We start from the raw sequence: 21765 nt of genomic DNA, 5'->3' as shown, positions 1-21765 counted from the left end.
TTGGGTCCTTCCTCGGCCCCCAGCCCCATGCGGGTAATTCGGGCCCCGCGCGCCAAATATCTATGACCTTTTTCCCACGGTTGGTTGTTGTTTAATCATGGCCAAAAACGAAACAACCAAACAGCGCGGATGGTTGAACAAATCCGAGATGGCTTCGAGCCTCGGGATTTCCCCGCAAGCCTTTGACAAATGGGGAGTTGCGCCCGTCGCACGCATCGGTCGAGAGGCGTTCTACACCGTGCAGAACGTGGTGGAAAACCGCGTTGAACATGCGCAGCGGAAACAACAACCGACGGGGGATGGAACCGAAGGTCTCGATCCGCTGATCGAGTACAAGCTGCTCGAAGAGCGCCGCGGCCTCACCGCCGCTCAGCGCATCGCCCAGGAGAAGAAGAACCTGGTGCTCGACAAGCTGCTCGTACCTGTTCCATTCGCCACATTTGCCCTGGCAAAAATCGCCGCTCAGATCGGCTCGAAACTGGACACCGTCGGCAAGACCGTCACTCGACGCCACCCGGAGGTTGACCCTCGCATCATCGAGTCGGTCGAGCGGGAGATTGCGCTTGCTCGAAATATTGCCGCCAGCTTTGGCGAGCAACTTCCGGAATTATTAGATGAGTACGCTGAGTCCGTGGCTGAATGATCTGCGCAAGTCGATCAAGCTAGGACTCCAGGCGCTCTACAAAGAACCACCGCAAACCGCCGTCGAGTGGGCGGACAAGAATTTCTACATGTCGGCTGAGTCCTCCTACAACGAGGGCAAGTGGACGACCGAGCCGTTCCAGGTTGCGATCCTGAACAGCATGGGCAATGACCTGATCAACGTCGTCAACTTCATCAAGTCGGCGCGGATCGGTTACACCAAGTTGTTGATGGCGAACATCGGCTACAAGATTCAGCACAAGCGCCGCAACGTGATGATGTGGAGTCCGACGGACCCAGACGCCGAGGACATCAGCAAGAGCCATGTCAACGGCATGATCCGCGACGTCCCGGCGGTGGGCGACCTGGCCCCGTGGTTCGGGCGCAAGCACAGCGATAACACCCTCGACCAGAAGATTTTCGCCAACCGCCGCACGCTCTGGATTCGCGGCGGCAAGGCTTCGCGCAACTACCGCGAGAAGTCAGCCGACGAGGTGATCTACGACGAGTTGTCCAACTTCGACGAGAGCGTCGAAGGTGAGGGCTCGCCGATCACCCTGGGTGACAAGCGCCTCAATGGTGCGATCTACCCTAAGTCGATTCGTGGCTCAACGCCAAAGCGTGTCGGCTCCTGCCAGATCACCAAGGCGGTCGAGGAGTCGCCATACCTGCTGAAGTTTCACATCGACTGCCCGCACTGCCACCAAGAGCAGACGCTCAAGTGGGGCGGCAAGGATTGCGAATTCGGCCTGAAGTGGGAAAAGAACGCACTCGGCGAGGCGGAAAAAGCTTGGTACTTGTGCGAGCACGCAGCCTGCGTGATCTGGCACAACGAGATGGTAGAGGCGTCGAAGACCGGTCGCTGGATCTGCGAGCACACGGGCATCTGGACCCGTGACGGGATGGACTGGTTTGGGGTTGACGGCGAAATTATGCGCACCCCGCGTTCTGTCAGCTTCAGCATCTGGGCGATTTACAGCACCTGGAGTACCTGGCTCAGTCTGGCGGAAGAGTGGCTGAAGGTGAAAGGCGATGTCTCAAAGCTGATCACCTTCATGAACACCACGCGCGGCGAAACGTGGGACGACGACCAGGGCGAGAAGCTCGACTCCGAAGTTCTGTACGGGCGCCGCGAAGTCTATCCGCAGGTCCCGGCCCTTGGCCTTGTTCTTGTTGGTGGCATCGATACCCAGGACGACCGTTTCGAGGGGCGTGTCTGGGCGTTCGGCCCAGGCGAGGAGGCATGGCTGGTCCATCGCTTCATTCTGATGGGCGACCCGGCCAGCGAAGAGCTTCGCCGCAAGGTGGGGCTGGAGTTGCACCGGCAATTCACCCGGGTTGACGGCACCGTCATGAAGGTTGAGCGCTGGACGTGGGACGCCGGCGGCCACTATGCCGACGAGGTGTACGCCGAAAGCCGTAAGCATGGCGTGCACTGGGTCGTGCCAATCCGTGGTGCGACCATCTACGGCAAGCCGATCGCGAACTTCCCGCGCACGAAGAACAAGGTGCACAAGGTCTTCCTCACCGAGGTGGGTACCGACAACGCCAAAGAGTTGCTCTACAGCCGTATGGGTTTGCCGGTCGATACCGCTGCCTCTCAGGCTGGCGTGTCTCAGCCTGGGGTGGTTCACCTGCCGGCCAACGATGTGATCTGCGACGAGTCGGAGGTCAAGCAGCTCACCTCCGAAAAGAAAAAAGCGGCCATCTCCAAAGGCAAGCGTGTGATGCGCTGGGACAGCGGCGGACGCCGAAACGAGGCGCTTGATTGCTTCGTGTATGCGCTCGCCGCCCTGCGCATCTGCCAGCAACGGTTCGGGCTTGACCTGGATCTGCTGGTTGCTGCTGTCACCGGCGGCAACGAGCCAAATGCGGAAGAACGACCGCGGAAGAAATCCTCTCACTGGAATAAAAACTGATGGCCTACACGATCGAGCAATACAACGCCCTGCAGGCGGCAATCGCTGAAGGGGCGTTGTCGGTCCGGTACGCCGACAAGAGCGTCACCTATCGGTCACTCGACGAGATGATGCGGATCCTCAAGCACATGTCCACCGAACTGGGGCTGAACGCCTGCAACGACGGCGGGCGCCGTTACACCTCATTCTCCAAAGGATATTGCCCATGAGCATGCTCGACAGCTTGTTCCCTGGGTATGCGGCAAAGCGCTCCGAGATGCGGCTGAAGAAGGCGCGCACGGACATGGCGCTGAAGATGATCGAACGGCGGTTTGAGGGTGCAGCAGGTGGCCGGCGCAATGATGGATGGCGGGCCACCGGTGCCGATGCGAACGTTGAGAACGCTCCAGCCCTGGCCAAGCTGCGCAACCGCGCTCGGGACCAGCGGCGCAACAATCCGTTCGGCGAGCGCGGCATCACCGGGATAGCTGACAACGCTGTGGGCGCCGGCATTGTGCCGTTGCCGTTGGCGAAGCGGGATCGCGATGGCCTGCGGCTTATGGATCTGTGGAAGGCATGGGCCGAAACGACTGAATGCGATGCCGACGGTTTGGACAACTTCTACGGACTGCAGCACATGATCATGGAGGCTGTCGCCGAAAGCGGCGAATGCTTGATTCGTCGCCGGCGGCGCTTCAGCTCTGACGGCTTGCCGGTTCCCGTTCAACTGCAGGTGCTTGAGGCTGACTTCCTCGACGAGTCGAAGGCGGACATTGTCGGGCTGAACCGGATTATCCAGGGCGTCGAGTTCGACGCGCTCGGCCGCCGGGTTGCGTATTGGCTGTTCGATGAGCACCCGGGTGCCAATGCAGTTTGGGGATCCCTACAATCGCGCCGGGTGCCCGCCGAGGATGTGATTCATGTCTTTCTGCGTAAACGGCCCGGCCAAGCCCGCGGCTATAGCTGGCTGGCTCCTGTCATCCAGCGCATGCGCAACTTCGACGAAATGGAAGACGCGGTGATGGAGCAGGCGAAGATCGCCTCCTGCTTCGCCGCATTCGTCACCAAGGACGAAAACAGCGGCACCTCTACCGGCAAGACGCCGCCACTGATTGACCGAGTAGAGCCGGGAATTGTCCAGGAGCTCGGATTCGGAGAAAGCGTCAGTTTCGGCACTCCCCCGACCTTCAATGGTTACACGGCCTACTCCTGGCAGCAGCTGCACGCCATGGCGGTCGGCCTGGGTGTTCCTTATGAGTTGCTCACCGGCGACTTAAAGGGCGTCAACTTTTCAAGCGGGCGGATGGGTTGGTTGAACTTCGCACGCCGGGTCGACGTTTGGCAGTGGCGGATGTTGATCCCACAGCTGTGCGATCAGGTATGGCGCTGGTTCATGGAGGCACAGGTGCTTCTCCCTGGTGGGGTCACGGACGACGTGAAGGCCTATTGGGTTCCGCCCCGTCGCGACATGGTCGACCCAAAGGCGGAAACAGAGAACGTCATCACTCGCGTGCGCAACGGCCTGACTACCTGGCCCGACGCGCTCCGCGAACTTGGCATCACTGACCCAAAGCGGCACGCCGAACAAATCAAGAAAGCAAACGACATGATCGACGAGTACGGGCTGGTGCTGGACTGCGACCCGCGCCGAGTAGCGGCCGCAGGTTCGCCGAGTCAGCCACCATCAAACGAAGAGAAACCAGACGATGCCAACTCCGAATCAGGTGATGACACGCAAGACACATGAGACGCCGATGCTCAGCCTGCGTGCTGCCGTGCGGCCTGGCTCGGTCGATATTGACGCGCGAACCGTCGAGCTGACCTGGACGACCGGCGCTAAAGGCCGGCGCTGGTCATGGGATGTCGGCAGCTACATGGAAGAGCTTGATGTCAGCGAAGGTGCGGTTCGCCTTGATCGGCTCAACAACGGCGCGCCACTGCTCGACACCCACAACCAGTACCAACTGAGTGCGGTACTCGCCGTGGTAGAGCGCGCCTGGCTCGATGGTGGCGAAGGCCATGCTTTGGTCAGGTTCAGCAAGCGTGAAGACGCTGACGTGGTCTTCAAGGACGTTGTTGACGGCATCCTTCGAAACATCAGCGTCGGCTATGCGGTGCACCGGTACGAAGTCGTGGAGGAGGAAGACGACAAGCTCCCCACTTACCGCGCTGTCGATTGGGAGCCTTTGGAGCTGTCTCTCGTCCCGATCGGTTTCGATGACGGCGCAAAAGTGCGCAGCGCCAAAACCCCGGCCGAGTACGAAGGCCAACGATTCCACACAATTTTTGAAGTTCGGTCGGCAGTTGAGCCGATCGTAGAACCGGCCGCCGTGCCTATTATCCAAGAGGAAGTTGCAATGACCGAAGAAGAGAAGCGCGCGGCCGACGAGAAGCTTCGCCGTGAATCGGCTGAAGAAGAGCGTAAGCGCAGCCTGACGATTCGCACCATGGCCCGCAAGGTTGGTCTCGATGACGAAGCCGTCGTCGAAGACTTGATCGCCCGCGGGGTTTCCGTGAGCGATGCGAGCGCCGCGCTGATCGATGCCGTGGCCGAGCGCCAGAATAAAGATCAGCCGAACACCCGCAACAGCCAGCCTACGAACGTGAATGGCGGCCAAGATGTCACCGTCCTGAACGCCAAACGCTCTGCCATGCAGAACGCGTTGCTGCACCGCTGCGACGCCACCGTCAAGCTGGAAGACGCTGGCCGTGAGTTCCGTGGCATGCGCCTGGTGGACATGGCTCGTGAGTTCGTCGAGATGGCTGGCGGTAACGCGCGGGGCATGACGCCGCAGGAGCTGGCCCGCGCAGCATTGGGCTGTGATCGCCAAGCAGTGCGCGCCGCAGGCATGCACAGCACCAGCGACTTCCCGCTGCTGCTCGGCAGCACTGTTAACCGCACACTGCGTGATGCGTACACCAACGCCCCTCAAACCTGGCGCCCGCTGGGCCGTCCGACCACTGTGCCAGACTTCCGCGCTGTAACTCGCGCAGCCCTGGGCGACATTGCGGCGCTCGAGCAGGTCAAGGAACACGGCGAATACAAGTACGGCACGCTGTCCGAAGACGGTGCCCCGATCAAAGTCGCCAAGTTCGGCAAGATCATCGCCATCACCTGGGAAACCATCGTGAACGATGACCTGGGTGCGCTGACCCGTATCCCGGCAGCGCTCGGTAATGCTGCTGCGGCGACCGAGTCCAACGTGGTCTGGGCCCTGCTGCTGGGCAACCCGACCTTCACCGATGGTGTTCCGTTCTACGATGCGGGCCACGCTAACCTCGCGGCCAGCGGCGGGGCAATCAATACCACAACCTTGGCGGCTGCCCGCGCAGCTATGCGTAAGCAGAAGAGCAAGGCTGGCGAGTTCCTCAACCTGGCTCCCGAGTACCTGGTGGTCGGTCCTGACAAGGAGCTGGAGGCTTACCAGTTCACCAGCTCCAACTATGTGCCAGCGAAGAACGCCGACATCAACGATGTGCGCAACGCCTCGCTGACTGTAATCGTCGATGCCCGCATCACCGGCAACCAGTGGTACCTGTTCGCAGCACCTGGTTCCATCGACACCTTTGAATACGCTTACCTCGAAGGTGAGCAGGGTGTGTTCACCGAAACCCGCGAGGGCTTCGAGGTCGACGGCATGGAAATCAAAGCCCGCCTGGTGTTCGGCGCAGCCTGGATCGATTACCGCGGCGCTTACAAGAACCCGGGCGCGTAAGCCAGGCGTTCGATCCAAACCCAAAAGGGCGCCGTGTGGCGCCCTTTTTGTTTTTCAGTTCTTGTCTCTAAAGGGGACCTTGCATGAAGACTTTCATCCAGCACGGCGACTGCCTGACTGTTCCAGCACCAGCCGGCGGCACTGTTTCGGGCGAGCTCTACAAAGTCGGTTCGATTGTCGGCGTGGCTGCTACTACTGAAGCTGCCGCTGCCCCGGTGGTGCTCAAGCTCGACGGCGTGTTCGGCCTGAACAAGATCAGCGCTCAGGCCTGGGCGATCGGTGACCCGATCTACATGAACACCACCAGCCGCGCCCTGACGAACGTGTCGGCCACCGGCCTGGTGTTGGTGGGTATGGCGACTGAGGTTGCTACTAACCCATCCGCCACGGGTGCCTGCCGCCTGAACGGCGTATCCGCGCCGGCGGCGGTGGCGTAAATGGGCTGGGCCTCAATGGCCCAGCGCATGCTCGGCGTTTCGATCCGCGCCTTCAGTGAGCCGACAGCAGCGCTTGATCCATTGGGCGCTGTTTACTGGCTGACCGATGGTGTTGCGCCTGGTGTGCCGCTGGCACAGGCGGTGTTCGATAGTGCCCACGTTACCGTCGATCCTGAGACTGGCGCGCCGGTGTCCTCTAACAACCCCGTCCTCGGGGTTCGGGTGATTGACTTGCCGAACGAGCCTACGAACCGTGATCGCGTCCAGGCGCGGGGCGTTTTATACAAAATCCATGACGTGCAGGCCGATGGAGTGGCGGGTGTGACGCTGTTCCTTCGCAAGGTTTGAATATGGCTCACCCACGAGAACTGATCCGCAAGCAGGCCGTCGCGGTGCTGCTGGGTGCCACCAATGCGGGGGCAAGCGTTTATGCCAGCCGGGTGGCGCCGCTCATTTCCAACGGCTGGCAGAGCGAGTTGCCGGCGATCATCGTTTACACGATGGACGAAACGGCAGAGATCTTTAACCAGGCTCCCAAGGAATACAGGCGCCGCGTGGAGCTGGTGGTGGAAATACACGCCGAAGGCAACGAAGCGTTGGATGACACCCTCGACACGCTGGCTCGCCAGGTAGAGCGCCTCTTGCTCATGGACGACACGCTCGGCGATACGGTGAATGACCTGCAGTACGTGCGCTCGCGCATGGTTCTGCTGGATCAGTCGGAGCACCTTACGGGCGCGTGCCGCCTCATCTTCGACGCTGAATATTTTGATCGTCACCCTGACGACCTGTTCAACCAAAGCCTGCCACACCTGAAGTCGGTTAAGACCGAATACAGCCTGGGCAACGCGCAGCCGAATCCGGCTGATCGCGCAGAAACCATCATCGAGGACCTGAATCCATGACCACGCGCGTGCTCGTGAAACCGGCCGAGGGCCGTCTGGTGCGTCACCCCGACACCTATGAGCAGATCAAGCCAGAAGGCTTGTCTGTGGAACTCAACAGTTACTGGATCCGCAAGGGAAAGGCCGGTGACGTCGTTATCAAAGAGGCTGTAGTACCGGCCGAAACCAAGGGTGAAAAACAATGACCATCGGAATGGATACGATTCCTGGTGCCGGCGCGCTTCGCAAGCCTGGTGTCTACAGCGAGATCGACAACAGCAAGGCGGTGCGCGGCCCTCAGCCGGTCAGCTACCGTCGCCTGCTGATTGGTCAGAAGCTGGCCGCCGGCGCTGCCGCTGCCAACACCCTGATCCGCATCACCAGCCCGGCCCAGGCAGACGTTCAGTTCGGGAAGGGCTCGATGCTGGCTGGCATGGTTCGCGCGGCGATGGCGATCGATACCTACACCGAGCTACAAGTGATGCCGGTGGTTGATAATCCAGCAGGCGTAGCAGCCGCCGCCACGCTGGCGTTCACCGGCCCCGCCACAGCATCCGGCACCATTGAGCTGATGATCGCCGGGCGTCGCGTTTCTGTCGGCGTGATCAGTGCCGACACCGCAACCGTCATCGCGGCATCTGTGGTCGCGGCAATCACGGCCGCAGATGACATGCCAGTAACGGCCACCGCCGCGACAGGTACCGTTACGCTGACCAGCCGCCATAAAGGCGAGGCCGGAAACAGCTTGAACGCCCGTGTGAACTACTACACCGGCCAGGTACTGCCTAGCGGTGTCGCGGTCACCATCAGCGCTTTCACCGGCGGCTCTGGAAACCCAGACCTTGGTTCGGCGTTGGCGGCTCTGGGTGATGAGTGGTTCCAGGTCTGGGGGCTGGCATATACCGATGCGGCAACCCTTGCGACGGTGAAGACTGAGCTGAACAGCCGCTTTGCCTGGGATCGTGAAATCGAGGCCCACGCCTTCACAGCGGCGCGCGGCACTCAAGGCTCCCTTGGAACCCTCGGCGACAGCCACAATAGTCAGCACCTGGTCGTCATGATGGCCAACGACGAGCCGATGCCGACCTACGAGAAGGCCGCCGAGACCATGGCGATCGCTGCTCTCTACGCCGCCATCGATCCGGCCCGGCCAATCCAAAATCTTCAGTACGCCTGGTGCTTGGCGCCCGCCACCGCGGACAAGTTCACTAACCAGGAACGGAACCTGTTGTTGTTCGACGGTATCGCGACCAGCAAGGTCAACAACGACGGAACCATGGTTGTTGAGCGCCTGATCACCACCTACAAAACCAACACCGCCGGTGGCGCTGACATCAGCTACCTGGACAGCGAAACGCTGTTCACCTTGATGTATATCCGCCATGACTGGCGCGACTACATCCTGCGCAAGTACCCGCGGCACAAGCTTGCCAATGATGGCACGCGCTACGGCGTCGGGCAGCCAGTGGTAACGCCGGTGGTGATGAAGGCCGAGGCGGTCTCGAAGTTCCGTGAGTGGGAGCGTCTGGGTCTGGTGGAGAACATGGAAGACTTCAAGGCCAACCTGATCGCCGAGCGTAACGAGAGCGACCCAAATCGCCTGGATCTGCTGATCCCGCCTGACCTGGTCAACCAGCTGCGAATCGTCGCCAACAAAATTCAGTTCCGCCTGTAACGGCGATTGCCAGGAGAAAGAACATGGCAGGAAAAAACCGTATTGGCGGACTCATCGCCTTGAAGGTCAACGGCGACATTTACTTCGCCAAGGGCGCTTTCACTTACAACCTCGGCAAGCCAAAGCGCGAAGGCGTGGTGGGCTCCGACGTTGTCCACGGCTACAAGGAAACCCCTCAGATTCCATTTATTGAGGGTGAGATCACCGATCGCAACGAGCTGAGCCTTGAAGATCTGGTCACGCTCGATGACGCAACCATCACGCTGGAACTTGCCAACGGCAAGGTCATCACCCTGAGTGAGGCCTGGTACGCAGGTGAGGGCACCGGCAACACCGAAGAAGGCAACATCGCTTGCCGCTTCGAAGGCATCTCTGCCGAGGAAATCTCGTAATGGCAAAGGAAAAAACGATTCAACTCGCCGAGCAAATCACGTTCGGCAAGGACACGTTCACTGAGTTGACCGTGACCCGCAAGCTGAAATACCTGCGCGGCCATGCGTTGCGCATCACTTCGGATGGCAAGGGCAACGGCGGCGCGGACATGGACTTTGCCACGCTGATTGACCTCGGGGCCAAGATGGTTGGCCACCCCCCTGCGTTGCTCGACGAGCTGAGCGAGGACGATCAAGCCGCCGTCATCGGCGAGGCCCGGGATTTTTTGCTGAAGCACCTCGGGGGTGGGAAGGAGGCGTAACCGTCGTCGTCAAAGTTATGAGCGTTCAGCCGTCGGAAGTCATGGAAATGGATTTCGACGAGCTGAACTGGTGGCTTGAGCGCACCGAGGAGTGGGTTGGATGGCAGACAAAGGATACTCCCTAAACGTCATCATCGCGGCCGTGGACAAGATCACGGCGCCGTTGCGTGGGATCTTCGGCAAGGTCAAAGCGGCGAGCGCTGGAATTGCCGGTGCGCTTGATCGTACCGGCCTGCCGATTTTCGCGAACAGCCTGAAGAACGTAGGCGGTGCGATCGGCGGCGTGGGTAGTGCGGTTGCTTCAAGCACCCGGAGGCTGCTGGGGCTCGGGGCCACGCTGGGAATCACAGGCGCTGCGCTGAACATGTTTTTTCAGGGTTTCGCTGATGCAACGGGCGCAATTGGTGATACTGCCGAGCGTACCGGCATCAGCCGCGAGCGATTCCAGGAGCTTAGCTTTGCAGCGAAGCTCAGCGGATCGTCAGCGGAAACACTTGGCGGTGCGCTGCAGAAGATGCAAATCAACATCGGCGCAGCAACGGCGGGCTCGAAAGAGCTTTCGCAAATGTTCAAAGGCCTGGGCATCAACATCAAGGATTCATCCGGCAAGCTGAAGAGCTCCGATGCTCTGTTCGACACCTTCGTTGATCGAATCTCGAAGATCAAAGACCCGTCCCTGCAGGCTCAGGCGGCCGTGAAGATCTTCGGCAAGAGCGCTACAGAGCTTCTGCCGTTGATTCGCGGTGGTAGTGCGGGGCTCAAGGAAATGTCAGACGAGGCGCGTCGTCTGGGCGTGGTCATCTCGGATGATGCTGTCCGTGAGGGCGAGGTATTCGGCGATACCCTAGACACGATACATGCGGCACTGAGTGGCGTCGGTAATACGATTGGTAGCAGCTTGGTACCGCAACTGAACAAGTTGGGCGGCAGGTTGATCGAGACCATCGTCAAATACAGGCCACAGATTGAGGCTTTCGCCACAGCATTTGCCGAAAACCTGCCTGGCAACATCGAACGTGTCACCGGCTTTCTTGGCGACCTGTACGACGGTGTTCAGCCGGTGATCGAGATATTCGGTTCGCTTTCCGACACCTTCGGCACGGCCAACCTGATATTCACGGCACTGGGCTTGTACATCGGTGGCGGCTTCCTGATGGCGGTGCTGAACCTGGCGCTGGCCCTGAAGGGGCTCGGGTTGGCTATCACTCTCACGCCAGTCGGCTGGTTCCTGGCGGCGATCGTGGCAATTGGCGCCGCGGCCTACGTCATCTACAAGAACTGGAACAACATCGTCGGGTTCTTCGAAGAGAAATGGGCGGGCGTTAAGGCGGCCTTCAGTGACGGAATAATCAACGGCATCTGGAAGCTGTGGAAGGAATACAACCCCATCACTTTGATGATGGAGGGCTTCAACGGCCTGATCAAGTACCTGACAGGCTGGGACCTGGGCGCCATCCTCGGCAGCAAGATCACCGAGGCTGTTGCCGCCATCAAGAACGGCTTACCCGATTGGGCCAAGAAATTACTTGGCATTGATGGCGCCGGTGTCGGCGGTGGTACTGAAGGCGGATCGCCCTCTGCATCCACCGGCGGTGCAGATACCGACCTTGGTCGGCGCGCTGCGCAGATCGGCCGGGACGCTGTTCAGCAGATGGCCCCTCCTGAGCAGGCAGTAAGGGTGCAGGTCGACCTGAACAACGTCCCAGCAGGGTCCAAGGTGAAAACCGAGGGCAGCCAGGGAGCGACATTCGATACCGACATCGGTTACTCGATGATGGCCCCGTAACCGGAGTTCCCTATGGCTTGGCGAGACAACTACCGCGCCGCGACCTTTCGCGGCGTGGGCTTTTTTGTGGCTACGGCAGACAGCAGTCACGGCCGGCGCCAGGCAGTACACGAGGCGGCCGAGCGCGATATTCCCTATACAGAAGACCTTGGCCGTAAGTCGCGAGAGTTCAGTATCACCGGCTACCTGCTGGGCAAAGAATACGATGTCGCCCGGGAAGAGCTGATCAAAGTCTGCGAGCAAGCAGGCCCTGGAGTGTTGGTTCACCCGTACCGGGGTGAGTTGACGGTGGTCTGTCGGGGGCTCAATGTCGGCGAATCCTCGGACGAGGGCGGTAAATGCACGATCTCGATGACTTTCCTCGAGGCGGGCGAGGCGTCTTACCCCTCTGCCAAGGTCGACAGCGTAAATGCGATCAGCGCGAAAGCCGGCGAAGTCACCGAGTCGGCTAAAGAAAATTTCGTGGCCGACTTTCTCACGAAGGGCTATCCGGCCTTCGTCGCCGACGCCGCCACTACACAGATAAAGGGCCTGAGCGACTTTCTTAGCTCGCCTGAGTTCATCGTTTCAAGCGACATACAGGCAGTATCCGACTACTACGACAAGGTCAAAGGCATCGGCTCTGATGCGTTCAATCTTATCCAGGCCCCGCTCGAGTTCGCTGGCCAGGTCGTTGACGCTATCAGCAGCATCCGGTCAGCGTTTGGCAGCAGCGCGTTTGGAATGCTGATGAGTCTGTACAGCCAGTATTTCCCAAGCTCCGATGATGCATCATCTTCTGCTACGCCGAGCCGTCAGCAGGTCGTGAGGAACACCAGCGCCGTTTCCGCGCTCGTTCGTCAGGCTGCAATTTCTGAGGCTGCTGTCGCCGCAGTGGTCACGCAGGCAACTGAGGATGTTTCCAACGGCGGCACAAAAACAACCTCCGAACCAACTAAATACGATAGCTACGAGGCGGCCATTGCGGCGCGTACTGAGCTTTCCGACAGGTTGGATGAGGAGAGCGAGTCGACCAGTAACGACCTCGTATATGTCGCGGTTACCGACTTAAGGACCGCGGTGGTTCAGGCCGTTCCGGATCCTGAGCAGGATTTGCCCCGACTCGCGACATTCTCGCCCAGGCAGACGCTGCCGTCTCTCGTTGTTGCTTATCAGCTCTACGGTGACGCCAGCAGGGCCGAGGATATCGTGTTGCGCAACGACCCGCGCCGCCCAGGCTTCCTGATCGGTGGTCAACAGCTTGAGGTTCTTGCAAATGGATGACCTTGAGCTGCTGGTCAACGGCATGAATTACGCGGGATGGACCCAGGTTGGAGTAACGCGCGCGGTTGATGCTTCCTCTGGCGCGTTCACTGTGACCCTTACGGAGCGCTGGGAAGGGCAGGAGGGCAGAGGTGCTCAAGTTGAGCCCTGGCCCATCCTCCCTGGCGATAAGTGCGAAGTCCGTCTCGGCGGAATAACGATGGTGGTTGGCTATGCCGACATCTTCAAGCCTTCGTTCAGTGCGAATGACCACACCATCAATATCCAAGGGCGCGACCGGACATCGGACCTGATCGACTGTAGTGCCGTGCACACGCCGGACGAGTGGAAGAACATTGACCTATTGCGCTTCGCCCAGGTCTTGGCCCAGCCATTCGGCGTCGGCGTTTCGGCTGATGTACCGGTGGGCGCTCCATTCACGGTCTGCAAACTGCAGCAGGGCGAAACAGCGTTCGAAGCAATTGAGCGTTACGCCAAGCAGAGACGCCTATTGCTGACGACGGATGGCGCCGGCGGCCTACTGATCACCAGGGCGGGTAACAAGCGGGCCGCCGTCGGACTGGTTCAGGGTGAAAACATCCTCAGTGCCACCGGCAGCATCGACCATAGCCAGCGGTTCCGTAATTACCTGGTAAAGGGGCAGGCCGCATACAGTCCCAACAGCGAGGGAGGAACAGAGGCACATATCGAGGGCGGCGCCAGTGACAGTGGGATCAGCCGTTATCGGCCCATGCTGATCGTTGCTGAGTCTGGAGGATCGAATGCCAGCGCACAGGAGAGAGCCACGTGGGAGGCCAATAGTCGGCTGGGAAAATCGGCATCAGCTTCTATAACCGTCCAGGGCTGGCGCCAAACACCGGGCGGCCCTATCTGGGAGCCTGGAATGTTGGTCCAGGTCAAGTCGCCATGGTTGCGCATGGACGGGCAAATGATTATCCGCCAGGCCACCTACGAGCGGGGCGAGGGCGGTACCACTACCAAGCTCGACATCGTCAGCCCACAAGCCTTTTCGCCAGAGCCTCCCGATTCGAAGAAAGGCAAATCAGGGAAAAAGGGCGGTCGGAATATTTGGGCGGAAGCAATCGGGGAAGAGGACAAGAAAGATGGGTAACCCAATTCGCGATCTCAGCAACCGCGTAATGATGATGTTTGGCCGTGGCGTCCTGCGCGGCGTCAACGATTCGAATGGCCGGCAACAGCTGCAGATTGAACTGTTGAAGGGCGAGCTGCGCGATGGCGTCGAACATATGCAGAACTACGGCTTCACCAGCCATCCCACCGGCGGTGATGTGGCGGCGGCTTCGGTTGGCGGGAACCGAGAGCAGATCATCGTACTTGTGGTAGATGACCGCCGCTATCGCATCACCCTGAAGGCTGGCGAGGTCGCGATGTACGACGACCTCGGCAACAAAGTTGAGTTGCTGCGCGAAATGGTCAAGGTCACGGCTGTTCAGCATGCAGAGGTTGAGGCCCCGACCATCAAGCTGATCGGCGAGATTGAAATGGTCGGCAACGTGAAGATCCAGGGGAACATTGAATCCACCGGCACAGTTACAAACAACGGGAAAAACATCGGCAGCACCCACCAACATAACGGGGTGTTGGTCGGATCCGCAAACACGGGAGCGCCCATTTAATGGCTGACGCCGCAATGGTAATGACCGAGTTCGGCGGAGACCTGGTGCTGTTTGGTTTCGACCTTGAGCGCGATGACGGCCTTGAAACTGCGGTGATCATCAGCCTATTTACTGATCGCCGCGCCAGTGCTGAGCAGATCCCGCCCGAATATGATCAGGACGATTTACGCGGCTACTGGGGAGATCTTACAAACGCCTCGGCGACCGACCAGACGGGCTCGCTGCTCTGGCTGCTGGCCAGGGAAAAAGAACTGCCGCAAACGTTGAGCCGCGCCGAGCAATATTGCCGAGACGCCCTGGCCTGGATGATTGATGACGTGGTGGCCACGACGATCGAGGTCGCCGCTTCATATCACTCGCGTGGCGTGATGCTGCTCGTTATCGATATCTATCGCCCGACCGGCCCGGCCGTTCGCTACCGATACAACTATGAATGGTCGGCGCAGGCCGGCAAGAGGGCTGCCTGATGCCATTTGCTAGACCAACCTTGCCTGAGCTCATTGACCGGGTTACTACCGACATCAGCGGCCGCGTAACCGGCGTGCAAAGCGCAGTGCTACGCCGCTCGCTGTTGGGGATCCTCGCCCGGTCTGAGGCTGGCGCAGTGCACATGCTCTACGGCTTCCTTGAGTGGGCTGCCAAGCAGGCGATCATCGACACTGCCGAGAAGGAATACCTCGAGCGCTGGGCAGCAATCTGGAAAGTCTTTCGCAAGGCCGCTGATTACTCGACGGGTGCCGGGCTGCTTTCCGGCGCAATCGGGTCGACGCTTCCGGCCGGGACAATCCTACAGCGGCAAGATGGCGTGCAGTACCGCGTCCTGGCTGATGCGGTGTTCACTGATGTCACGCTCCAGCCTACTGTTGTCGCCGTAGAGGCGGGCGCTGACGGCGACGCGCAGGCAGGAACGCCACTGTTTCTGTTATCTCCAGTAGCCGGCGTTCAATCGACCGGGTCTGCGGCCACGGACATAGATGGCGGTCTTGATGTTGAGACGGACGCCCAGCTGCTCAGTCGGCTACTGAAGCGTATCAGGCAGCCGCCGCACGGCGGCGCAGCCTCAGACTATGAGCTTTGGGCTCTTGAGGTGCCAGGCGTCACCCGGGTTTGGGTTTACCCACTTCAGATGGGCGCCGGGACTGTGACGGTCTTGTTCGTATGTGATGGCGAAGACGACATCATCCCGGAAGCGGCAAAGGTCGCAGAGGTTCAGGCCTACATTGATGCACGACGCCCGGTGACCGCAGAGGTGTTTGTCGCAGCTCCTGTGGCGGATCCGCTCAATATGGCGGTGAAGTTGTCGCCGAACACGGCGGCTGTCCAGGCTGCAGTCCGAGCAGAAGTCGCTGACCTGATCGTCCGCGACTCGAAACCGGGCAGTCCGACATTAATCAGCCGCCTGCGCGAGGCCGTTTCTATCGCGGCTGGCGAAGCGGACAACCAGATTACGGCCCCGACTGCGGACGTGGCGCACGCCACCGGACACATGGCAGTGCCCGGCACCATAACCTTCTCCAGCTTTTAAGGAGGCGTAATGCCGACAGCTGCCGACTACCTGGAGCAGCTGAAAACGCTGCTGCCTCCTGGACAAGCTTTCCCGCGAGAATCTGGTACCACGCTTCACGGCCTGCTTGATGGTATGTCGATTGAACTGGCCCGGGTAGATGGCCGGGGTGAAGCGCTTCCAATGGAGGCCAACCCTGCCACCACCAGCGAGATGTTGAGCGACTGGGAGAGGGTTGCAGGGCTCCCCGACAAATGCGCTGGAGTGCTGGAAGAGACACTTCAGGGCCGAAAGAACGCTCTGCTAGCGAAATTATCCAGCACAGGCGGCCAGTCTGCGGGCTACTTCATAGAACTGGCTGGCGTGCTCGGTTACACGGTAACCATCGAGGAGTATCGCCCCTTCCGGGCCGGTCTCTCTCGCGCAGGTGATGCGCTTACGAACGGCGACTGGGTTTTCACCTGGTTGATCCGCGCTCCTGAAACATCAGTTATTTCGTTCCGCGCTGGCGTTTCCGCTGCCGGCGAGAGGCTTCGCACCTGGGGCAACGACACACTGGAATGCAAAATAAATCAATTGAAGCCAGCGCACACGATCGCGCTCTTCGCGTACGGAGATTGACGCATGCACAGAATTGACGGGCCTGGCGCCACGGTCGACGGTAAATTCACCGAGGGGGATCCTGTCGGCGGAGTCCAGGCGACGGTGGTTACGGACGATTTTCTTAACGACGTTCAGGAAGAGCTCATAAGCTTGCTCACTGCTGCGGGTGTATCTCCTGTGAAGGGAACGCAGGACCAGGTGCTTCAAGCAATTTACAAGCTGGCACAAGGTCAGAAGGCTACCGCTTTCACCACTTCTGGTACCTCGACGGCCCTGACGTTGACGCCAACACCCGCAATCCCCTCATACGCGGCCCCTCAGCGTTTTAACGTGAAGTTCAGCGTATCGTCCGGCTTGAATCCAACGCTCAACGTATCTGCCAAAGGGCCCAAGCCTCTCAAGCAGTACGATGCTGCCGGCGCGAAGGTAGCCGCGGTGTTTTTTGCCGATCAGGTCTCAGATGTCATGTATGACGGTGTGGACTTCGTATTGCTAGATCCAATCGCCTCAGTTGGTCAGGCGAGCGAAACGGTAAGCGGCGGCCTGAAGATTGCCACCCTAGCTCTAGTGAACGCCCTAGCCAACGACCTTACTGCAGTAACCCCGCTCAAGTTGGGCAGCGGTTTTTCCACCACCAAAGCAGTTAACGGTTACATCAAATTGCCAGAGTGGCTGGGTAGCCTGATCATTCAGTGGGGTTGGGCGAACGTCGGAGACGACCAGATATTGGATGTGACGCTGCCTATCGCATTTCCCAATACGTTCTATTCGGCCATCGCGACGGCTCAGAGCAGTACCGCTACCTCGGGCACTGGAACCTGGAGTGGTACTGCATTCAGGAAGAGTAATAGCGTGATATCTGTCGGCGCGAACAGTTCATCCGGCACCGGCGTGACCGCCGCCGGTGTTTGCTGGCTTGCCGTTGGCGCCTAATTAATCTGGAGAAGACGATGTTTTATTCGAAAATTGAAGTCTGTTTTTATCCAGCCGAATATCCTGCAGATGATTTACCGGCAGACGCCGTGGAACTGTCTGATAGTGAGTATCTGTCGCTGCTGAGTGCTAAATTTTATGCCACGAGCACCTCAGGCTTTTACTCGATCGAAATGCACGGAAAAAGCATTCCAGGTGATGCTGTCGAAATAACCGATGCAGAGTACCTTTCTCTGCTCGACGGGCAATCTACGGGGCTTTTGATTTCGGCCGATCCTGAGGGTCGCCCAATTTTAGTTGAGCGGCCGCCGAAATCCAAAGAAGAGTTGTCAGCGGCCGCACTATCAAAACGTGACAGCCTCTTGGCCACTGCAGCGGTTCGGATCGCTCCACTCCAGGACGCAGCTGACCTTGGAAGGTCGACTCCTGAGAAGGCCGCGTTGTTGAAGAAATGGAAGGAGTATCGCGTTGACGTCGATGACGTTCCAAGTCAGTCAGGCTTTCCACATAATATTGCTTGGCCTGACCAACCGATTTAGATGACAGTGGCTCAGAGGTCCGAATTTGCGGGCTTCTGAGTGGGTAATTATTTCTGTTTATCGACCTCTGTTACTAGTTTAGCTAATAGGTGCTCTGCGACGTAGTTTGATGCCACTGGCGTAAAGTGTGATTTGTCCCAGGAAGTTAAGCCTTCTTTTTTGTCATTGCCTATGTAGGTCAGGCAGCCGGCGTTGTCGCACATCAAGTTAATGATGTCAGCATAGTTCGCGCCGTAGATGTTAAATCGTTTCCTGAGGTCATCATTTTTTTCGATGAAGTCTTTATTCAGGCCGGTCATTGTTCGGCTAGGAGTATCTTCCCACAGGGACTTAAGGACTATCTTGTGAAGATCTGAACTCCAGTGGGGAACGGGTCCGGTGAAGATAATTCCCTTGACGCCAATTGATTTAAGTTTTTCAGTAATCTCTTGCATTTTTCCAATGTCATGCCCCCAGTCCTGACCGATTAACACAACGTCTGGCTTTGCTTTGCTGATTGCCTGGATTGCAAACCAATTAGATTGCTCGCAGTAGTCGGTGGCGGAAGGCGCCGTCGCGTGAGGATTAGCTGGGCAGGAAGAACTAGCTACCTGAAGTATTTGCCAGTCGCTAGGGAGATTTTTGCTCAGGCCGTAGTATAAGTGCTGAGCGTGGGAATCACCCCAAATGAAAAGCGTCTTAGTGCTAGAACTATTTTTTTCGTAACACGTACTGGGGATGCTGCTAACAGGAATAGTTGTCGCTTTTCCTTCACGAAATCGCGGAATATTGAAAAAGTTGCATTGGTCATTATATTTGCTCAGTAGGTCCGTTCGCTCCATATACGGCCATTCTGGAGAATCGTTTTTGAAATACGCTGAAAACTGGGCGCGGTCATCAAGTCGAGAGACGTAACCTTCGTTCTTAAATATGCTGAATCCAGCCAGTCCTGTTAGTATCATGAAACTGACCAATACTAAAACTATTTTTCTGCTGTTTTCATGTTTTCTAATCGGTTTTTCAATTATCCGGTATGTGGCGTAGGCAAGAGTGATCGCTACTAGCACAGCGATTATGCGAATATTTCTTGAAGGCAAAGCCCCTTCAACAATGTGAGCAAAGGATAATATTGGCCAGTGCCACAGGTATAAAGGGAAGCTGATCAAACCAATCCACACCATCAAACGGTTTGATAAGATTTTTTTGTTCAGCCAGGCTTTTGGCCCGGCCGCGATGATCAATGCGGTGCCTAGCGTTGGGAGCAAGGCCCAGGTACCAGGGAAAGGTCTGCTTTCGCTGATCCGCAAGAAACCAACCGTAAGCATTATAAAGCCAAGCGCAGACAAAACTTCCGTGCCTTTTTCGCGGATCATAGCAGGCATTCTAAGCGTTGTTAGAGCCGCCTCTTTGTTCAAGGTTATATATGCTAGTGCTGATCCAATTAACAGTTCCCAAAATCTAGTTTGTGGTGAGTAGAAAGTGAAAGATCCGCTGGTCCGAACATTGGAAATGTTTAAAGCAAAAGATATTGCGGCCGCAATCACTATGACGGCCAAAGGATTTAGTCTTGCCCTCCAAGCGGTGTACAGTAGTAGTGGCCAAATAATGTAAAATTGCTCTTCGATGCCAAGCGACCAAAGATGTAGTAGTGGTTTTGTTTCAGCCGAGTTGTCGAAATAACCGCTTTCCTGTCTAAGTGCAAAATTAGAAATGAACACTGATCCAGCCGCAAGGTGCTTGCCGAGTTGTTTATATTCATCAGCCAGTAACAGGAACCAGCCTGCGGCGCAGCAAGATATTAAAATAATTAGCAGGGCTGGAAATATTCGTTTTATTCGTCTGGCGTAAAACTCAATAAAGTTGAAGCTTCCTTTGTTGAGGCTGCCAAGAATGATAGTTGTAATTAAAAATCCTGAGATTACAAAAAAGATATCTACGCCAATGAAGCCGCCCTTGAGGTGTGCAGGGAATGCATGGAATATTACTACCGCTAATACCGCTACGGCCCGAAGGCCATCAATGTCCGGCCTATATTTGGGATGGCTTAAATGATGTTCTGTTTTTAGTTCTTTCATCTAACCGCGCTAGCCCCAAAGTAAATAGTGAGTCTCATAAGTAATTCGTTTTTTTCATAAAAATCGAGCGGCGGGATTGTATCCGACTGCGCACCTTACGGTAAGGGCGCTGATACATGGAGTAGCCAGGCCTTGCTGCATTGGTGTTGAGCAGCCTGACGATTTGATCATCCGTACAACCATCAGGCCCGCGGTAAGCGGGCTATCGCAGCCAGGAGAGAAGCATGACCGTATCTGAGAGAGATCGAGACGTCCTAGCTCGAACTTTGTGGGGGGAGGCGCGCGGCGAAGGCCTCGGGGGGCAAATAGCAGTAGCTTGGACAATCCGAAATCGTGTTTTCGATGGGAAGTCGAAGTCTTGGTGGGGAGAGGGTTACGCCGGCGTTTGCCTGAAGCCTTGGCAGTTCAGCTGTTGGAACCAGAATGACCCTAATTACGCGTATCTCAGCGGCGACAAAGCAATCCCTGTTGCACAGTTTGCCCAGGCGCAGTCGGCTGCCGATCAGGTAATGTCCGGCGCAGTGCCGGATCCAACCGGCGGGGCCACGCATTACTACGCGACAACGATGCTGAAGCCACCGATTTGGGCGGGTAAGGCAAAGCAGACACTGACCCTGGGGCGTCATGTTTTTTTCAAGGATGTTCCTTGACATCCATAAACAATGATAAGGCAAGCTGTATGGCCTTTGCATGGGTAGGCATGTAGAATGAAAATCTTCTACGAGGGATTGATTTTACTAATGAAGTATCCAGTTGGTTTCGCAAGAGCAATTTGTTCTATATCTTTGTTATCGGTTTTATTTTGCATTTCTGCATGTCAGCCTAAGAAGGAATTTCAGGCAGTAGAAGCACCTAAAGAACCAGCTCAAACAGATATTGTATTTGTTGGAAATAGCCTAACGTTTCATCCTGCCAGCGCCGCATTAGGCTGGTACGGTTCCCACGGAATGGCCTCTAAGTACGAGTCTACCGACTACGTGCACGTGACGTTAGGAGAGCTTGGTATAAGTACTGATAACGCATATGCGAGGAACTTTTATCCTTTTGAGTCAGACGACGGCGTCACTCAAAGTCATATCGAATCGCTAGCCTCTGTTCTTTCCAAGAATCCGAAATCAGTGATCGTTCAACTCGGCGACAATGTAGATCTGAACAAAAAACAAAAGTTTCAGTCCGTTATTAACCTTTATCACTTCTGGTCTGCTTACGGAGACCTGTTGAGTGACATTAAGAAGAGTCCTGCGCAGATCTACTGCGTATCGACGTGGTGGCAATCGAACTGGAAAGACCGAGTAATTAAGCGGCGCTGTGAATCTGCCGGAGGTACCTACGTGTACATCGGCGACATTTACACAGACCCTAATAATACCGACCGCAAAACAGTTGATTTCGAGCATACCGGCGTTGACTCCCATCCAAAGGATTACGGGATGAAAGCAATCGCGGATCGACTCGTAGCGGCCATCAAGGCCAAATAAATTATTTGCTGTACTTCCTCTC

24 protein-coding genes are annotated in these 21765 nt (G+C 57.4%); 23 read left to right on the top strand and 1 reads right to left on the bottom strand.

The genetic code is table 11. The features are described from left to right. Positions 1 to 97: 97 nt before the first annotated feature. The 21 genes from CQ041_RS20825 to CQ041_RS20725 all read left to right on the top strand — a co-directional run bounded on the left by CQ041_RS20825 (position 98) and on the right by CQ041_RS20725 (position 18211). Positions 98 to 643, top strand: coding sequence for a terminase small subunit (locus tag CQ041_RS20825; RefSeq protein WP_105524133.1), 546 nt, complete (start codon positions 98 to 100; stop codon positions 641 to 643). After that, positions 615 to 2561, top strand: a complete 1947-nt coding sequence (locus CQ041_RS20820; protein ID WP_105524132.1) for a phage terminase large subunit family protein — start codon at positions 615 to 617, stop codon at positions 2559 to 2561. Before CQ041_RS20825 ends, CQ041_RS20820 begins: the two co-directional genes overlap by 29 nt. Then, a complete protein-coding gene (locus CQ041_RS20815; RefSeq protein ID WP_105524131.1) occupies positions 2561 to 2770 on the top strand; it encodes a phage head-tail joining protein in 210 nt (69 codons plus the stop codon). Before CQ041_RS20820 ends, CQ041_RS20815 begins: the two co-directional genes overlap by 1 nt. Then, the gene (locus CQ041_RS20810; protein WP_105524130.1) at positions 2767 to 4287 is read left to right on the top strand and encodes a phage portal protein; all 1521 of its coding nucleotides are present in this window, start codon (positions 2767 to 2769) and stop codon (positions 4285 to 4287) included. Before CQ041_RS20815 ends, CQ041_RS20810 begins: the two co-directional genes overlap by 4 nt. 7 nt (positions 4288 to 4294) lie before the next feature. Beyond that, a complete protein-coding gene (locus tag CQ041_RS20805; RefSeq protein ID WP_105524129.1) occupies positions 4295 to 6256 on the top strand; it encodes a prohead protease/major capsid protein fusion protein in 1962 nt (653 codons plus the stop codon). Positions 6257 to 6339: 83 nt separating this feature from the next. Next, positions 6340 to 6693 carry a DUF2190 family protein gene (locus tag CQ041_RS20800; RefSeq protein WP_105524128.1) on the top strand — a complete coding sequence of 118 codons (354 nt, stop codon included), beginning with the start codon at positions 6340 to 6342 and terminating at the stop codon, positions 6691 to 6693. Positions 6694 to 6708: 15 nt separating this feature from the next. After that, complete coding sequence (locus tag CQ041_RS20795) at positions 6709 to 7041, top strand: electron transfer flavoprotein (RefSeq protein WP_146116084.1); 333 nt, start codon at positions 6709 to 6711, stop codon at positions 7039 to 7041. A 2-nt stretch (positions 7042 to 7043) separates the two neighbouring features. Further along, positions 7044 to 7598 (top strand): hypothetical protein, encoded by a 555-nt coding sequence (locus CQ041_RS20790; protein ID WP_105524126.1) that lies wholly within the window; start codon positions 7044 to 7046, stop codon positions 7596 to 7598. Next, on the top strand, positions 7595 to 7783 hold the full coding sequence (locus CQ041_RS20785) for a DUF2635 domain-containing protein (protein ID WP_105524125.1): 189 nt from the start codon (positions 7595 to 7597) through the stop codon (positions 7781 to 7783). Before CQ041_RS20790 ends, CQ041_RS20785 begins: the two co-directional genes overlap by 4 nt. Continuing rightward, complete coding sequence (locus tag CQ041_RS20780; protein ID WP_105524124.1) at positions 7780 to 9252, top strand: phage tail sheath subtilisin-like domain-containing protein; 1473 nt, start codon at positions 7780 to 7782, stop codon at positions 9250 to 9252. The genes CQ041_RS20785 and CQ041_RS20780 overlap by 4 nt, the downstream gene beginning before the upstream one ends. Before the next feature lie 23 nt (positions 9253 to 9275). Next, on the top strand, positions 9276 to 9644 hold the full coding sequence (locus tag CQ041_RS20775) for a phage tail tube protein (protein ID WP_033901755.1): 369 nt from the start codon (positions 9276 to 9278) through the stop codon (positions 9642 to 9644). Next, the gene (locus tag CQ041_RS20770) at positions 9644 to 9946 is read left to right on the top strand and encodes a hypothetical protein (protein WP_025858882.1); all 303 of its coding nucleotides are present in this window, start codon (positions 9644 to 9646) and stop codon (positions 9944 to 9946) included. The genes CQ041_RS20775 and CQ041_RS20770 overlap by 1 nt, the downstream gene beginning before the upstream one ends. A gap of 100 nt (positions 9947 to 10046) precedes the next feature. Then, a complete protein-coding gene (locus CQ041_RS20765) occupies positions 10047 to 11732 on the top strand; it encodes a phage tail tape measure protein (RefSeq protein WP_146116083.1) in 1686 nt (561 codons plus the stop codon). 12 nt (positions 11733 to 11744) lie between these two features. After that, a complete protein-coding gene (locus CQ041_RS20760; RefSeq protein ID WP_105524122.1) occupies positions 11745 to 12995 on the top strand; it encodes a DNA circularization protein in 1251 nt (416 codons plus the stop codon). Continuing rightward, positions 12988 to 14106, top strand: a complete 1119-nt coding sequence (locus CQ041_RS20755) for a phage baseplate assembly protein (protein WP_105524121.1) — start codon at positions 12988 to 12990, stop codon at positions 14104 to 14106. The genes CQ041_RS20760 and CQ041_RS20755 overlap by 8 nt, the downstream gene beginning before the upstream one ends. After that, positions 14099 to 14632 (top strand): phage baseplate assembly protein V, encoded by a 534-nt coding sequence (locus tag CQ041_RS20750; protein ID WP_105524120.1) that lies wholly within the window; start codon positions 14099 to 14101, stop codon positions 14630 to 14632. The genes CQ041_RS20755 and CQ041_RS20750 overlap by 8 nt, the downstream gene beginning before the upstream one ends. Continuing rightward, positions 14632 to 15099, top strand: a complete 468-nt coding sequence (locus CQ041_RS20745) for a phage GP46 family protein (RefSeq protein WP_205898221.1) — start codon at positions 14632 to 14634, stop codon at positions 15097 to 15099. The genes CQ041_RS20750 and CQ041_RS20745 overlap by 1 nt, the downstream gene beginning before the upstream one ends. Positions 15100 to 15119: 20 nt before the next feature. Continuing rightward, the gene (locus CQ041_RS20740) at positions 15120 to 16157 is read left to right on the top strand and encodes a baseplate J/gp47 family protein (protein ID WP_205898222.1); all 1038 of its coding nucleotides are present in this window, start codon (positions 15120 to 15122) and stop codon (positions 16155 to 16157) included. A 9-nt stretch (positions 16158 to 16166) separates the two neighbouring features. Next, a complete protein-coding gene (locus CQ041_RS20735; RefSeq protein ID WP_105524118.1) occupies positions 16167 to 16757 on the top strand; it encodes a YmfQ family protein in 591 nt (196 codons plus the stop codon). A 3-nt stretch (positions 16758 to 16760) separates the two neighbouring features. Next, the gene (locus CQ041_RS20730) at positions 16761 to 17672 is read left to right on the top strand and encodes a hypothetical protein (RefSeq protein ID WP_105524117.1); all 912 of its coding nucleotides are present in this window, start codon (positions 16761 to 16763) and stop codon (positions 17670 to 17672) included. A 17-nt stretch (positions 17673 to 17689) separates the two neighbouring features. After that, positions 17690 to 18211, top strand: coding sequence for a tail fiber assembly protein (locus tag CQ041_RS20725; protein ID WP_105524116.1), 522 nt, complete (start codon positions 17690 to 17692; stop codon positions 18209 to 18211). Positions 18212 to 18258: 47 nt separating this feature from the next. Here CQ041_RS20725 and CQ041_RS20720 read toward each other — a convergent pair whose 3' ends face one another. Beyond that, positions 18259 to 20265 (bottom strand): acyltransferase family protein, encoded by a 2007-nt coding sequence (locus CQ041_RS20720; protein ID WP_105524115.1) that lies wholly within the window; start codon positions 20263 to 20265, stop codon positions 18259 to 18261. Between the two features lie 224 nt (positions 20266 to 20489). Here CQ041_RS20720 and CQ041_RS20715 point away from each other — a divergent pair, with 224 nt between their 5' ends. Both CQ041_RS20715 and CQ041_RS20710 read left to right on the top strand, forming a co-directional pair. Further along, positions 20490 to 20915 carry a cell wall hydrolase gene (locus CQ041_RS20715; protein WP_105524114.1) on the top strand — a complete coding sequence of 142 codons (426 nt, stop codon included), beginning with the start codon at positions 20490 to 20492 and terminating at the stop codon, positions 20913 to 20915. A gap of 57 nt (positions 20916 to 20972) precedes the next feature. Continuing rightward, positions 20973 to 21743, top strand: a complete 771-nt coding sequence (locus CQ041_RS20710) for a hypothetical protein (protein ID WP_146116082.1) — start codon at positions 20973 to 20975, stop codon at positions 21741 to 21743. Positions 21744 to 21765: the final 22 nt, after the last annotated feature.

This window comes from Pseudomonas sp. MYb60, assembly GCF_002979555.1.
Taxonomy (GTDB): Bacteria; Pseudomonadota; Gammaproteobacteria; order Pseudomonadales; family Pseudomonadaceae; genus Aquipseudomonas.
Note: the sequence above shows the minus strand (reverse complement) of the source record. Positions and strands in the feature narration are given on the sequence as shown.

Bases quoted from the DNA above. Each gene is read 5' to 3' on its own strand.
- CQ041_RS20785 (WP_105524125.1), top strand. From the start codon at position 7,595: ATGACCACGCGCGTGCTCGTGAAACCGGCCGAGGGCCGTCTGGTGCGT.
- CQ041_RS20825 (WP_105524133.1), top strand. From the start codon at position 98: ATGGCCAAAAACGAAACAACCAAACAGCGCGGATGGTTGAACAAATCC.
- CQ041_RS20775 (WP_033901755.1), top strand. From the start codon at position 9,276: ATGGCAGGAAAAAACCGTATTGGCGGACTCATCGCCTTGAAGGTCAAC.
- CQ041_RS20735 (WP_105524118.1), top strand. From the start codon at position 16,167: ATGCCGACAGCTGCCGACTACCTGGAGCAGCTGAAAACGCTGCTGCCT.
- CQ041_RS20760 (WP_105524122.1), top strand. From the start codon at position 11,745: ATGGCTTGGCGAGACAACTACCGCGCCGCGACCTTTCGCGGCGTGGGC.
- CQ041_RS20725 (WP_105524116.1), top strand. From the start codon at position 17,690: ATGTTTTATTCGAAAATTGAAGTCTGTTTTTATCCAGCCGAATATCCT.
- CQ041_RS20710 (WP_146116082.1), top strand. From the start codon at position 20,973: ATGAAAATCTTCTACGAGGGATTGATTTTACTAATGAAGTATCCAGTT.
- CQ041_RS20720 (WP_105524115.1), bottom strand. From the start codon at position 20,265: ATGAAAGAACTAAAAACAGAACATCATTTAAGCCATCCCAAATATAGG.
- CQ041_RS20815 (WP_105524131.1), top strand. From the start codon at position 2,561: ATGGCCTACACGATCGAGCAATACAACGCCCTGCAGGCGGCAATCGCT.
- CQ041_RS20780 (WP_105524124.1), top strand. From the start codon at position 7,780: ATGACCATCGGAATGGATACGATTCCTGGTGCCGGCGCGCTTCGCAAG.
- CQ041_RS20800 (WP_105524128.1), top strand. From the start codon at position 6,340: ATGAAGACTTTCATCCAGCACGGCGACTGCCTGACTGTTCCAGCACCA.
- CQ041_RS20755 (WP_105524121.1), top strand. From the start codon at position 12,988: ATGGATGACCTTGAGCTGCTGGTCAACGGCATGAATTACGCGGGATGG.
- CQ041_RS20820 (WP_105524132.1), top strand. From the start codon at position 615: ATGAGTACGCTGAGTCCGTGGCTGAATGATCTGCGCAAGTCGATCAAG.
- CQ041_RS20715 (WP_105524114.1), top strand. From the start codon at position 20,490: ATGACCGTATCTGAGAGAGATCGAGACGTCCTAGCTCGAACTTTGTGG.
- CQ041_RS20795 (WP_146116084.1), top strand. From the start codon at position 6,709: ATGGCCCAGCGCATGCTCGGCGTTTCGATCCGCGCCTTCAGTGAGCCG.
- CQ041_RS20805 (WP_105524129.1), top strand. From the start codon at position 4,295: ATGCTCAGCCTGCGTGCTGCCGTGCGGCCTGGCTCGGTCGATATTGAC.
- CQ041_RS20790 (WP_105524126.1), top strand. From the start codon at position 7,044: ATGGCTCACCCACGAGAACTGATCCGCAAGCAGGCCGTCGCGGTGCTG.
- CQ041_RS20745 (WP_205898221.1), top strand. From the start codon at position 14,632: ATGGCTGACGCCGCAATGGTAATGACCGAGTTCGGCGGAGACCTGGTG.
- CQ041_RS20730 (WP_105524117.1), top strand. From the start codon at position 16,761: ATGCACAGAATTGACGGGCCTGGCGCCACGGTCGACGGTAAATTCACC.
- CQ041_RS20770 (WP_025858882.1), top strand. From the start codon at position 9,644: ATGGCAAAGGAAAAAACGATTCAACTCGCCGAGCAAATCACGTTCGGC.
- CQ041_RS20810 (WP_105524130.1), top strand. From the start codon at position 2,767: ATGAGCATGCTCGACAGCTTGTTCCCTGGGTATGCGGCAAAGCGCTCC.
- CQ041_RS20750 (WP_105524120.1), top strand. From the start codon at position 14,099: ATGGGTAACCCAATTCGCGATCTCAGCAACCGCGTAATGATGATGTTT.
- CQ041_RS20765 (WP_146116083.1), top strand. From the start codon at position 10,047: ATGGCAGACAAAGGATACTCCCTAAACGTCATCATCGCGGCCGTGGAC.